Origin of the sequence: Amycolatopsis sp. NPDC051045, from assembly GCF_040682955.1 — a bacterium.
Classification (GTDB): domain Bacteria; phylum Actinomycetota; class Actinomycetes; order Mycobacteriales; family Pseudonocardiaceae; genus Amycolatopsis.
In genome coordinates this window covers 1-11,662 of record NZ_JBFBCC010000054.1, presented here as the reverse complement: position 1 = coordinate 11,662, position 11,662 = coordinate 1, and the positions used below count along the sequence as shown (strand labels likewise).

The following is an 11,662-nucleotide window of genomic DNA, read 5'->3' as shown; positions in this document are numbered from 1 at the left end:
CCGCGCCAACGCCGCCGAAGCGGACAGGTCCAGGTGCGCGATCAACATCCCGGTGGCCTGGTGCACCTCCCGGTACCGCATCCCCGCGCTCTCCATCCACCGCCCGTCCCCGTCCAGCCAGCGACCGCCGCCGCCCCGCAACCCCGACAAAGCGAGCGCAGCGACATCAGCCACCTGCAACGCCGTCGACAATTCCCCAGCGGTCAGCGAACCCGGCGTCGAGCGATAGGTGTCGAGGGTCGCCACCCGCACCGCCCCGATCTGCACCGGGAACGTGAACAAGGCCTCGACCGGGTACCCCGCGGCCTCGGCGGCGAACACCGGCCACGCCGGCGGCGGCCCGGCGGCCAAATCCGGCACCAGGACCGGCCCGCCCACGGTGTACGCCTCGAAACACGGTCCTTCGCCGAGAGAGAACTGCAATTCCGCCAGCGCCATGCTCACCGCGTCGCTCGCGTAAACGATTTCCCGGTGCCCGGCGTCGGCCATCACCGACACCGCCGCGCCGTCCACCGGCAACAGGCGCACACACGCCCGGCACACCCGGCCGACGACATCGACGCCGCTGCCGGCACCACCGCCACCCAATGCCGCGAGCACGCTCGCGCGCAGGACCTCGACCTCAGCCACCGCGTTCCCACATCCGGTTCCCTCCGGGTCGGTGTTCGTGATCGCCACACCAACGCGGACACGACCGGGCCCGGATCAGCGCCGCTATTGCGGCTGCGTTGCCCGATCCTACCCGCAGCCCTCGTACGCGCGAACCCATCAGCGCATCGGCGACGCGGCGATGTGCCGGCGCAGCGCGGCCAGTGCCCGATGCTGGCTCACCCGCACCGTGCCCGGGCCGGCGACCCCGAGCACGTCGGCCGTGTCACGCGCGGACAGGCCGAACATGACCCGCAGGACCACGACATCGCGCTGGTGGGGGGTCAGCCGGCCGAGCAGGCGGTGCAGCCGCTGCCGCCGCTCGACGTCTTCGGTCTGACGGAGCGGCCCTGGGTGCGCGGAGGGCGTCGAAGAGAATTCCGGAACGGGAACGCTGACGTCGTTGTGCCGTCGGCGCCGAGCGTCGACGACCTTGTGCGCGGCGACACCGTAGACGAAACCGGGGAACTTGCCGGCGCCGTACCGGTAGCCCGGCAGCGCGCCCAGCACGCCGAGCAGGACCTCCTGCGCGCAGTCCTCCGCGTCGCAGTCCCGGTGCCGCTGATCTCCCAGCCGGGCGCGGCAGTACCGCAGCACGCCCGGGTGCAGCAGGCCCAGCAACGCGCCCGTTGCGGTGCGGTCGCCCGACACCGCCGACGCCAGGAGCGCGCCGTCGATCATCCACATGATGTCCTCCCGCTCGGTCAGCCCCCGGTGGTCAGGTACGGACTGGGATCGCTGCCGGCCTTCGCGCCGCTGTCGAGCCAGCGGAGGAACCCGCGGCGGTCCCGTCGTTCGATCTCGTCCAGAAAGTCCTGGCGCCGTTCGACGACGAGCCGGCGCGTCCGCTCGTCGGTGGCGAGGAGCAGGAGGAAGTAGCTGCGCCGCCAAGCCACGCACAGGTCCTCGGTCGCCAGCTCGGCCACCGGCACGGGCAGCGCGGGCAGTGTGGCGGCGACCAGGACGTCGTGCGGGGTCGGCTCGGCGGCCGGCGCAATGCGGAACCCGCGCCGGTGCCCGGCCCACAGGCCGGCCGCGGCGAGCAGGATCAGGACGGCCGCGGTGGGGCCGCCGCCGAACGCGGCCAGCAGGCCGGCGAGCACCAGGTAGGCCGCGACGAACACGGTCGCGGCGACCAGGCCCATCGGCACGTCGGGACCCCTCGCCCCGACCTGCCGCAACCGGGGAACGGCGAAGGCGGCGAGCACCCCGGCCCCCGCTCCCACCAGGCTCCAGCCGATCAGCGCGCCCGCCGAGGCGTGCACCGCACCGATCATGGCCAGCACGCAGCCGGGGACGAACAGGAGGATGCTTGCCACGCGTGCCGCCACCGTGCGCCTCACCGTCCGGTCGGGCGTCGAGCCGGACGACCCGCGCCATGGAAACCACGACCGCCGGGGTCTGGGGCGTCGATTCACTATAGACCGCGCCGGAGCCCGCACAGCGGTACGATCGGGGGACAGCGCCCGAGCGCCCAGCCCTGCTCTCACGCCGGTCGGCAGCGTGACCGGAGCCGGCCATCCACCGCCAGGAGCAGGAGCATGACCGCCACGAAAACCACCCCGCGGCACCCGCCGGCGCCCGTCACCACCGTCCGGTTCCCGCCGGATCCGGCCGCCGCCCCCGGCACCCGCGCCGTCGACCGGCTCTTCCCGGCCCGTACCACCGCAACGGTGCGCTGACCCGGTGCGCGACCCCGAATCTTCTCCGGTGCCATACGGGCTCCGCGTCGCGGCCGCGGTCTCCTGGCGCCTGCTGGTCGTGGCGGCGGCCCTGACGGTCCTCGGATTCGTGGCCACCAGGCTGGCCTCGGTGCTCGTCCCGGTCGCGGTGGCGTTACTGCTCGCCGGCCTGTTCGCCCCCGCCGTTTCCTGGCTGACCGGCAAGAAAATCCCCCGCGCACTGGCCACCGCCATCGTGCTGGTCGGAGGAATCGCCGTGGCCGGCGCCGTGGTGACCTTCGTCGTCATCACCGTCACCGTCGGCATGCCCGGGCTGATCGACCAGATCACCGTCAGCCTGACCGACCTGCACACCTGGCTGCGAGCCGGCCCGCTGCACCTGAGCCAGGGCCAGCTCGACGAGATGCTCGGCAACCTCACGGCCATGCTCGGCCGGAACAAGACGGCGATCGCCTCGGGTGCCCTCACCACCGCGCTCACCATCGGGGAGCTGCTCGCCGAGCTCCTGCTCGTGATCTTCTGCCTGATCTTCTTCCTCGCCCAAGGCAACACCATCTGGGCGTTCGTGCTGCGGGCCGTCCCGGCCCGCCTGCGCGAACGCGTCGACGTCGCCGGGCGCAGCGGATTCACCACCCTGGCGCACTACATCCGCGGTACCGCGGCGGTCGCGTTCGTCGACGCCGCCGGCATCGGCCTGGGGCTGGTGATCGTCGGGGTCCCCTTGGCCGCCCCGCTGAGCACCCTCGTGTTCCTCGGCGCGTTCGTCCCCGTCATCGGCTCGGTCATCGCCGGCGCGATCGCCGTCCTCGTGGCGCTGGTGGCCAACGGCGGCTGGGCGGCCGTCATCGTCCTCGCCGTCGTGGTCGGCGTCATGCAGGTGGAAAGCCATGTCCTGCAACCACTGCTGCTCGGGCGCGCGGTCCGGCTGCACCCACTGGCCGTCGTCCTCGCCCTCGCCACCGGGCTCGTCACCGCCGGGATCGTGGGCGCGCTGCTCGCCGTGCCCCTGCTCGCCGTCTTCAGCTCAGGCGTGCGAAGCCTCACGGCACGGCCGGATTCCCCGGGAGCGGACGACACGGCGCAGCGGGAGCCGCCCGGCCCCCGGTGATGGCTTCGTGGCCGCCTTGCGGGAACCACTCGCCTGGGTGAATCGCTGCCGGCGCTTCCCGTTCTAGGCTGGAAGACCGCGCCCCGGACCCCGGCGACCAATGGCGTGCACCCCGGTGCACCGCGAGCGAAGGCGGACGCCGGTGGATGGCGAACGGGCCGATCGGCAAGTGGGTGACACAACCCGGGCTTGGCCCACGCGCCACGGCGGTGGTTACCCACCCGGCTGGCTCGTCCGCTACCGCCGCCGCGCCGACCGCGCGCATCCGGCCTCGCGCACGGCTCCGCTGTGGTCTGAGCACGCCGGGACCGTCGCGGGATACAGCCTGCGCGACGAGCACACCAGCACCACCTGGGTGCCGATCCGCCCGCGGGGGTCCGCCGCCGATGAGCAGGTCAGCTTGGTGCGAGCCACCGACATCGTCGACGGCCGCCCACCGGGCTCCGGCGAGCACGCCTGGAACTGAACCGCTGCCGGCCGCGGCCGACCCCGCGGCCCGGCCGATCGAAGGAGCCGGAATGGCAGTCGCGACACCAGCCTTCGCGTGCGTACGGCCGAGCCGATGACCCGCTTGCGGGGGTCTCCGGCCGTCGCGGCGGAGCCGTTCGCCCTGACCGGGCAGGAGCGGCACCAGGCCGCTCGCTTGGTCGCATCGACCTCGCACGACGCCGCGGACTGCGAGCTGCTGCTCGCCATGCTCGGCCTCACGCCCGCCGACGGCCTCGCGGCGCCGGACGACAGGCCCGGTCACCGGCCGGAAGAAACGCCGAAACCCCTCGTCCGGTGGCACCGGGCCGCACAGCCGAGGAGACGGTGACCCGGGCGGTTCTCCCCGGATTCATTCCGTTCCCGGCCGGATCAATCCGAGGCCCCGTCCTGGTGCCGGATGGACTCCCCGCCCTTGTGGTGATCCGCCCGCCCGTACACGCTTTCGAGGAGGCTCTCGAGCTTCTGCGTGGCTCCCCGGCACGCCTCGGCCACCGAACCCGCGTGATGAGTGACGGCCACCGGCCGCCGCCCGGCCGGGCGGGCCTCGAGCACGCAGCGCCGGTCGTACCCGGCGTCCGCTGCGGCTTCCTCGCTGAAATGCACTTCCAGCCGCGTGATGTGGTCGCTGAACCGCGACAGCCGGTCGGCGAGCTCCGTCTCGAAGTGCCGGATCAGGTCTTCGCCACCGTGCACGGTCCGATCCGTGCTGATCTGGATCAGCATGCGTTGGGTCCCTTCGCCGGCCGGCCCTGGGGTCCGCGCGAAGCGGCGTTCCGACGGCCACCGGCCTGCGACCATCGTGCGCGCCGGGCCACGCCCGTCCCAGTGCCACAGGTCCTCTGCGCGAGGGCCGACCGGACCTTTCTCCGGCGAGCTGCCGTCGTGCGGTCTCCGACGAGCCGGGCCGGGATCAGCCCGCCGGCTCGCCGGAGGCTTCGGCCCGGAACTCGGCGATCCGAGCCAGCAGCTCCCGGCCTTCACGAGTGGGCGGGCCGGCGCGGACCACGGCCGCCAGCGGCCGCAGCCGGCCCTTGGCCCGCACCGACCGGATCTCCCGCGCCGCGCCGATCGCCTCGGCCCCCACCCGCGCGGCTTCTTTCGTGTCGCGCCGGACGGCGTGCCCGATGGCCAGCATGATCTGCGTCAGTGAACGGCTTCTGCCCATCTCCGGCCCGTAGGCGGCCACGGCGTCGTCGAGGAACCGGATCGCCCTGGTCGCGTGGCGGGGGTTCACGGTGCACGCCAGTTCGACCCAGACCGTTCCGGTCATCGCGGCGAGATCGTTCGCGCCGAAGAACTGCGCCCAGGGTGCCGTCGCGGCGTCCGCGACGAACGCCTCGGTCGCCTGGCCGAGGTGCCGCACCGCGGCGGGCTCGTCCGCCCGCATCGCCCAGGCCCACGCCTGGTTGACCGACAGGATCGCCTGCGCCAGGTGGGATTGCCCCCGCAGAGCCGCGATCCGACCCTGCTCGAACTCGGCCAGCGCGTCGTCGACCGCGCCGGAGTGCAGGTGCAGACGACCGCGCCGGTAGCGGACGTTGGCGAGCAGATCGTGGTCCTCGGCCTCCGCCGCCAGCTCCGCCGCGATGTCGAACGACCGGAGAGCGGACTCGTCGTGGCCGGAATCGAACTCCGTCCACGCCAGCAGGTTGTGCAGGTCGGCCAAGTCGCGGCACAGGCGCCGCCGCAACCGCGACGGAACGGTTCCCTTGCGCAGCAACGCCGTCCACGAGCCGAGCGCGGCGAGCGGAGCACGACAGGCGCCACCGCCGTAGCGGTAGTCGAAAGCCCGGAACGCACCGATCGTCGTCTCGAGCGTCTCGAGATCGCTGATTTCGACCCGGAACGGCAGCGGTTCACCGTGCGCGGTGGCGATCATCGGGCATCCGTGGTCACGACACGCCGTAAAGGGGTCATCCGCACGCCTCCGTGGCCTAGGGGGACGGAATTCACCACCAGGGTCCGGGGCGGTCCGGCGGCTGCCGTGGTCGCACGGCCTCACCGGGAATTTCGATGCTAGGTGATGCACGGCGCCGGAGAACCGCCGGACGGGTAACCGCGCCGAAATTCTTTTGCGCGGCCGGGAATATTCACGTGCATTTGCGAAAACGGAGCCGGGGAATACCGGGGTTCACCGCGCCGAGCCGGTGGCGCCGCCGTCGAACAGATCCTGCACGTTCGCGGAACGGGTGACGACCTCGCCGGCGACTTCGGTCAACCGGCGGCTCCGCGCCCGTGCGTAACCGCGCAGCAGGCCGAAGGCCGCGCCGACGTCCACGCCGAGCCGCTCGGCCACGAAGCCCTTCGCCTGCTCGACGACGATCCGGCTGGTCAACGCCGTCTGCAGCTGCTCGATGAGGTCTTCGTGCTGCCGGACCACCCGCGCCTGGATCAGGCCGATGGTGGCCACGTCGACCATCGCTTTCGCGGCCCGCACCGAATCCTCGCCGGGCTCGCCGGTGGTGCTCTTGAACAAGCACAGAGCCCCGATGTTCTGCTCGCGCAGCCGCATGGGAACGGCGTAGACCGCCGCATACCCCGCCGTCACGGCCATTTCGCGCAGCCGGGGCCAGGGGGCGTCGCCGTCGGCGAGATCCGGGTGGCTCACCGGCTCGCCACCCAGCCAAGCCTCGAATCCCGGCCCTTCCTCCACCTGGATCTGGAACAGGTCCACGACTTCCGGCGTTTCGTCGGCGCTGGCGACGACCTGCAGCCCGCCGTGCGAGTGCGCCATCAGGACGCCGGCCGCATCGGCGTCCAGCAGTTCGACGCACCGGCCCGTGAGCAGGTGCAGGAAATCGATCAGGTCGAAGTCGCCGGTCAGTGTGTCGGCCAGCTCGACGAGGGTGTCGACCACCCTGTCCGCACGCATCGGCATTCTTCCCACTCTCACAGCCTACCGCCGCCGGCGTCGGTCATCCGATGTACGGATCGGGGACGAACCGCATCCGGCGGGCGACGACGTCGGCCGCAACGTCGGACAAGCGGCGACCGTCGGCGAAGGCCCGCGCACGCAGGCGGGCGAACGCGGTGTCCGGATCGGTGTTCAGTTGCACGGCCACCATCCCGGTCGCCTGGTGCACCGCGGGACTCGCGAGCGGGAACTCGTCCTCCGCCGGGCCGGGGACGGTGCTGCCCGCGGCAACCTGTTCCCCCAGCAACATCGCCAGCACGAGGTCGGCGAAGAGCAGCGCTTCCCGCAGGACCGCCGGCTCGGGCGCGATCGGCGTGCCGTGCAGCAGGACGAGCACGCCGACCCGCACGACGCCGACGACGAGCGGAAAACCGAAGCACGCCCGGGCGCCGGCTTCGACGGCCAGCGGCGCGAACAGCGGCCACTTACGCAGTGCTTGAGCCGCGTCCAGATCGGGCACGACCGCCGGGCACGCCAGATCGAGGGCGTCCCCGACCGGCCCCTCGCCCACGGTCGCCTCGATCTCGGGGATCCGGCGGCCGAGCTCACCACCGGTACTGCGCAGCTTCGCCACTCCCGTCGTCCCGGTCACCACCAGGCAGAACCCGGCGGTCCCGAACCGCTCCGCGGCAACCGCGCACACGAACTCGACGGACAGTTCCCGGCCGCGTTCTTCAGCCAAGGCGGTCACCATCGCCCACAGGCGGCCCAGCGGTGAGTTCTCGCCCCACTCGTCACGGATAGTGGACACCCTGTTCAGCGCTTCCCGCTCGGCGATCAACGGCTGTCACGACAGCAAACGCCTGTGCAAGATACCCGATTTCCGTCGCGCTCCGCGGTCTCGCGAGTTCGGCAACCACGCGCCAGGTGCCGCAAAAGGGCGCCCCGGCTGCCGCCGGGACGCCCTTTTTCACGACGCGTTCACCGCACCTTCTCGGGAACCTCCTCGAGCGTCCGCAGCAACCGGATCGCCAGGACGTGAGCCTCTTCGGCGGACAGCGACGACTTGTCCTTCAGCACGTCTTCCACCAGTTTCACCCGCTCGTCGTAACGGGACACGAAGACCGTTTCCATGGCCAAGCCTCATCTTCTTCCGGGCGACGCGTACCGTCTCCGTTCCATTGTCGGACGCGCACGAGCCGCCGGAAAGAGCACAAAGCACCTGTCCTGATCGACAAACGGCCCCGGAACTGCGGCGATCAGGCCGTCCGGACACCCGGTCAGAACCACCGTGACGACCGCTCGCCGCCGCAGGGGCACAGGAGCAGGACGGTCGCGTCGTCGGCCAAGTCGTCTTCCCGGTGGGCCAGCACGGCCCGGGTCACCCGGCGGGCGGCTTCCGGCAGCAACCGGTCCGGAACCTCGCGTTCGAGGACCTCGGCCAGCCCGGACCGGCCGAAAGGCCGGCCCTGGCGGTCGCGCGCGTCGACGACGCCGTCGGTGTACCGCACAAGCACGTCACCCACCCGCAGGTCTACCACGGCCACGGCCCACCCGTCGGCCCCTCGGCCGAACGGCGCGGCGCGGCACTCGTCCGGCGACCCCGCCACCTCGCCTTCGCGCAGCACCAACGGCGGTGGGTGGCCGGCCGCCAGGTAGGAAACCCGGCCGGTGGCCACGTCGAACTCGCCCAGCACCCCGGAAACGGCCCCGTTCCCGAGGCTGCCTACCGCCTCGTCCACCGCGCGCACCTGGTCGCGCAGATCTACCCCCGTCGCGGCGGGCGGCGCGGTAGGCGGACAACGCGACGACGGCGGCGAGCGAGGCGGCCGGCTCGTGCGCACCGGCATCGAAGATCGCGAACGACGCCGAGGTCTCGGACAGCGCGTAGTCGAACACGTCGCTGTTGGTCGCGTACGCCGGTTCCGTCGCCGCCGCGACGACCACCGACTCCGTTGCTCCCGTCAGCGGCGGCAGCGTCGCCCAGAGCAGTTCGGTCACCGTGCCGCGGTGCTCGCGCCGTCGGACCCGGTCGAGCCCGTCCCCGTACTGGGTCGTGATGGTGACCAGATGCCCGAACAGGTAGGCCAGCCACCGGCACTGCTCCCGCAGCAGCGGATCGTGCGGGGCGGTGCCGTCGGTGGGCACCACCTCGAGCACGCCCAGCCGCTCCACGCCGTCCAGCAGGGCCGCCCACAGCCGGGGATCGTCCTGCGCCTCGGAGATCACCACGTCACCGCGCTGGAAGGCTTCCCCCGCCGGGGTGTTCTCGACCGCGAGCGCCCGGCGCCCGGCACCGCCGATCGGTACGAGCGTGCACTGCGTGTAGTCGGCCAGGTAGACACTCACGCGCACGTCCAAGGCCTTTCCCGCGGCGTCCATGATCGCGGGGAGGCGTTCGGGGGGCGCGCGGTGGGCGCCGTCCAGCAGCTCCACCAGCGCGGCCAGCGGGCCGTGGCTCGGGCGGCTCTGCCGGACCGGCCGGCTGTAGGGCACCCGGTCCCGGCCGACCAGCTCGTCGAGCCGCTCGTTCACCGCGTGCGCCGCCATGTCCCGCTGCACGCGCGGCAGGGACATGACCCCGTTCAGATACGCGTCCAGCTCCAGCAGCCCGGCGTTGCCGCCCAAGGCGAAATACCGCATCCACAGTTCCTCGAGCGTCAGGCCGGCGCGTTCGAAGCACTCAGCGAGCTGACGTCGCTGTTCTTCTTCGGCGGCCGCCATGTCACCGGCTTCCTCGCGGCGCCGATTCGACGGTCTCGCGCGACACGAGGAGGCCGGACATCCCGGCCAGTTCGTCCGCCGGCGGCAGATCGGCAGCCACCATCGTCACCTCTCGTCTCCGCACGCGATGTCTCGGGGCGCGGCTACCCGGGCTGGACTCACTTACTCGCGCTCGGGGCCCACGTGGCGTCCGGTCCGCGCGAATCCGCGGCCGCGATCATGTTTGTGCGTCGGGGAAGGCGGTATTACGCCTTCGCGAGCAGCGGGCCGCCTGGTGCGGGCCGGCCTGTGCCTCGGCCGAACAGTGTGCCGGATCCTCGCTCCCCCTTTGGTGTGGCGGACGGCCCCAGCCGTGCGCCCGAGGACGAATCCAGGTGCGGTCATGAACGGATTTCCCGCCGGTGGGCCGACGATCGGTGTCGAGGAAGAATTCTTTCTGGTCGACCCCGGGACGGGGGAACTGGTCCCCCGCAACCGCGAGGTCGTGGACGCGGCGGCCGCGTTCGGGGTGGACGTCGGTCTCGAACTGTCGCCGGCACAGGTGGAGACCGCCACGCCGGTGTGTCACAGCATGCGGGAGGTGCGCGACCGGGTGGTCGAGCTGCGGGCGGTCGCCGCAGCGGCCGCGCTGCAGGCGGGGGCCCGGCTGCTCGCGGTGGGGGTGCCGGTCGCCGGAGCGCCGACGGGCCGGGTGACCGACACCCCGCGCTACCGCCGGATGGCCGGTGGGTACGGCGCCATGATCACCGGCCGGGAGATCAGCGGCTGCCACGTGCACGTCGGTGTCCCGGATCGGGAGACCGCCGTGCAGGTGAGCAACCACCTGCGGCCGTGGCTGCCGGTGCTGCTCGGGCTGACCGCCAACTCGGCGGTCCACCACGGGCGCGACACCGGGTTCGCGAGCTGGCGCGCCGTCGAGACGTCGCGGTGGCCGTGCGCGGGTCCGCCGCCCGCGTGGACGTCGGCGGCCGAGTACGACACGACGGTGGCCCGGATGATCGACAGCGGCACGGTGCTCGACGAAGGCATGGTGTATTGGGACATCCGGCCGTCGGCCCACCTGCCGACCATCGAGGTGCGAGTCAGCGACGTCCCCGCGACGGTCAACGAAACCGCCCTGCTGGCCGCGCTGGTGCGGGCGCTGGTCTCGGCGTCGGTGCGGAAGGTGCACGCCGGTGAAACCGCACCGCAGGTGCCCGACCTGCTCCTGCGGGCGGCGTACTTCCGGGCCGCGCGAGAAGGCCTCACCGGTCGCTGGCTCGACGTCACCACCGGCCGGCTCGCGACCCCCACCCAGCTGCTGACCGAGCTGCTCAAACGACTGCGCCCGGAGCTCGAAGCCTTCGGCGAATACCCCCGCGTCGCCAAACTCCTCGCCCGCCAGCTCACGTCCGGCAACGGAGCCGGGTGGCAGCAAGCCCTCTGGCAGCAACACCGGGACCTGCCGGAACTGGTGGCCACCGCCGCGCGCCAGACCTTGATCGACTCCCAGCCGGCGCTGCCCGTACCGCGCCACCTCACGGCCTGAGGGGCGGGCGGATCGAGCTGCGCGTACTGCCCGAGCAGTTCGGCCGCGGCGTAGGCCTCGGCTTCCCCGCCGTCCGTGCGGCCGCCACCAGAAAATCTATGGCGACTGGAGTAGACATTCGGTGGCGGGTGTGTGTAGGGTTCTTCTTGTAGCGAGAGAGACAACGTCCAGCAGGCGCGGGAGAGGACGTAACTGCCCGCGAGGTGAGACAAGACGGTCAGGCAGTGCGGAGCCGATCAGGGAACATGGTTTCGGCTGGTGGCCGTGAAGTAGTGGAAGTGCAGTGTTGTAGGACCGGTCAGGTGGCCGGGGCCGATCGGTGAACGGCGCTCCGGGCAGTGACCAGCGGCGTCAGCGTGCTGGGACCGATCAGTGGAAGGGTTCCGGTCGTGGCGGTCGCACCGAGAAGCGCAGTACCGGTAAGTGAAATACCAGTTAGTGCAGTACGAGTAAGTGCAGTATCGGCAAGTGCAGTACCAGAAGTTGCAGTACCAGTAAGTGCAGTGGCAGTACCTGTTTGTGCAGTACCAGTAAGTGCAGTTGCAGTATCCGGTAAGTGGAATACACAGGAGAGAAGGGATCGGGAGCATCATTGGATCGCCCGCAGCGGCTGGGTTGTGCCGCGCGGG

Annotated in this window: 14 protein-coding genes; 5 read left to right on the top strand and 9 right to left on the bottom strand. The window is 71.8% G+C overall.

Going from position 1 to position 11,662, the window contains the following annotated elements; translation table 11 throughout:
• The 3 genes from AB0M80_RS43835 to AB0M80_RS43825 all read right to left on the bottom strand — a co-directional run.
• On the bottom strand, positions 1-630 hold a 630-nt coding region (locus AB0M80_RS43835), incomplete at its 3' end, for a GAF domain-containing protein (RefSeq protein WP_364576478.1).
• Positions 631-768: 138 nt separating this feature from the next.
• Positions 769-1,335 (bottom strand): sigma-70 family RNA polymerase sigma factor, encoded by a 567-nt coding sequence (locus AB0M80_RS43830; RefSeq protein WP_364576477.1) that lies wholly within the window; start codon positions 1,333-1,335, stop codon positions 769-771.
• 17 nt (positions 1,336-1,352) lie between these two features.
• Positions 1,353-1,967, bottom strand: coding sequence for a hypothetical protein (locus AB0M80_RS43825; RefSeq protein WP_364576476.1), 615 nt, complete (start codon positions 1,965-1,967; stop codon positions 1,353-1,355).
• A 222-nt stretch (positions 1,968-2,189) separates the two neighbouring features.
• On the opposite strand from AB0M80_RS43825, the gene AB0M80_RS43820 reads away from it, so the two are divergent.
• The 4 genes from AB0M80_RS43820 to AB0M80_RS43805 all read left to right on the top strand — a co-directional run bounded on the left by AB0M80_RS43820 (position 2,190) and on the right by AB0M80_RS43805 (position 4,255).
• Positions 2,190-2,330: a hypothetical protein gene (locus AB0M80_RS43820; protein WP_364576475.1), complete on the top strand. Its 141-nt coding sequence runs from the start codon at positions 2,190-2,192 to the stop codon at positions 2,328-2,330.
• 28 nt (positions 2,331-2,358) lie between these two features.
• On the top strand, positions 2,359-3,438 hold the full coding sequence (locus AB0M80_RS43815; RefSeq protein WP_364576474.1) for an AI-2E family transporter: 1,080 nt from the start codon (positions 2,359-2,361) through the stop codon (positions 3,436-3,438).
• 169 nt (positions 3,439-3,607) lie between these two features.
• Complete coding sequence (locus AB0M80_RS43810) at positions 3,608-3,904, top strand: hypothetical protein (protein WP_364576473.1); 297 nt, start codon at positions 3,608-3,610, stop codon at positions 3,902-3,904.
• Between the two features lie 96 nt (positions 3,905-4,000).
• On the top strand, positions 4,001-4,255 hold the full coding sequence (locus AB0M80_RS43805; RefSeq protein WP_364576472.1) for a hypothetical protein: 255 nt from the start codon (positions 4,001-4,003) through the stop codon (positions 4,253-4,255).
• A 41-nt stretch (positions 4,256-4,296) separates the two neighbouring features.
• Here AB0M80_RS43805 and AB0M80_RS43800 read toward each other — a convergent pair whose 3' ends face one another.
• From AB0M80_RS43800 to AB0M80_RS43775, 6 genes are all read right to left on the bottom strand, one after another.
• The gene (locus AB0M80_RS43800) at positions 4,297-4,650 is read right to left on the bottom strand and encodes an HPF/RaiA family ribosome-associated protein (RefSeq protein WP_364576471.1); all 354 of its coding nucleotides are present in this window, start codon (positions 4,648-4,650) and stop codon (positions 4,297-4,299) included.
• A gap of 187 nt (positions 4,651-4,837) precedes the next feature.
• Positions 4,838-5,806 (bottom strand): hypothetical protein, encoded by a 969-nt coding sequence (locus AB0M80_RS43795; RefSeq protein WP_364576470.1) that lies wholly within the window; start codon positions 5,804-5,806, stop codon positions 4,838-4,840.
• A 252-nt stretch (positions 5,807-6,058) separates the two neighbouring features.
• Positions 6,059-6,799 (bottom strand): GAF and ANTAR domain-containing protein, encoded by a 741-nt coding sequence (locus tag AB0M80_RS43790; protein ID WP_364576469.1) that lies wholly within the window; start codon positions 6,797-6,799, stop codon positions 6,059-6,061.
• 43 nt (positions 6,800-6,842) lie between these two features.
• On the bottom strand, positions 6,843-7,592 hold the full coding sequence (locus tag AB0M80_RS43785) for an ANTAR domain-containing protein (protein WP_364576468.1): 750 nt from the start codon (positions 7,590-7,592) through the stop codon (positions 6,843-6,845).
• 170 nt (positions 7,593-7,762) lie between these two features.
• Positions 7,763-7,915 carry a DUF6307 family protein gene (locus AB0M80_RS43780; RefSeq protein WP_364576479.1) on the bottom strand — a complete coding sequence of 51 codons (153 nt, stop codon included), beginning with the start codon at positions 7,913-7,915 and terminating at the stop codon, positions 7,763-7,765.
• A gap of 146 nt (positions 7,916-8,061) precedes the next feature.
• On the bottom strand, positions 8,062-8,631 hold the full coding sequence (locus AB0M80_RS43775) for a PP2C family protein-serine/threonine phosphatase (protein WP_364576467.1): 570 nt from the start codon (positions 8,629-8,631) through the stop codon (positions 8,062-8,064).
• A gap of 1,256 nt (positions 8,632-9,887) precedes the next feature.
• On the opposite strand from AB0M80_RS43775, the gene AB0M80_RS43770 reads away from it, so the two are divergent.
• Positions 9,888-11,033, top strand: a complete 1,146-nt coding sequence (locus AB0M80_RS43770; protein ID WP_364576466.1) for a glutamate--cysteine ligase — start codon at positions 9,888-9,890, stop codon at positions 11,031-11,033.
• Positions 11,034-11,662: the final 629 nt, after the last annotated feature.

Coding starts and splice junctions, on each gene's coding strand:
- AB0M80_RS43820 (WP_364576475.1), top strand. CDS start 2,190: ATGACCGCCACGAAAACCACCCCGCGGCACCCGCCGGCGCCCGTCACC.
- AB0M80_RS43800 (WP_364576471.1), bottom strand. CDS start 4,650: ATGCTGATCCAGATCAGCACGGATCGGACCGTGCACGGTGGCGAAGAC.
- AB0M80_RS43770 (WP_364576466.1), top strand. CDS start 9,888: ATGAACGGATTTCCCGCCGGTGGGCCGACGATCGGTGTCGAGGAAGAA.
- AB0M80_RS43795 (WP_364576470.1), bottom strand. CDS start 5,806: ATGATCGCCACCGCGCACGGTGAACCGCTGCCGTTCCGGGTCGAAATC.
- AB0M80_RS43780 (WP_364576479.1), bottom strand. CDS start 7,915: ATGGAAACGGTCTTCGTGTCCCGTTACGACGAGCGGGTGAAACTGGTG.
- AB0M80_RS43790 (WP_364576469.1), bottom strand. CDS start 6,799: ATGCGTGCGGACAGGGTGGTCGACACCCTCGTCGAGCTGGCCGACACA.
- AB0M80_RS43775 (WP_364576467.1), bottom strand. CDS start 8,631: ATGCCGGTGCGCACGAGCCGGCCGCCTCGCTCGCCGCCGTCGTCGCGT.
- AB0M80_RS43805 (WP_364576472.1), top strand. CDS start 4,001: ATGACCCGCTTGCGGGGGTCTCCGGCCGTCGCGGCGGAGCCGTTCGCC.
- AB0M80_RS43830 (WP_364576477.1), bottom strand. CDS start 1,335: ATGTGGATGATCGACGGCGCGCTCCTGGCGTCGGCGGTGTCGGGCGAC.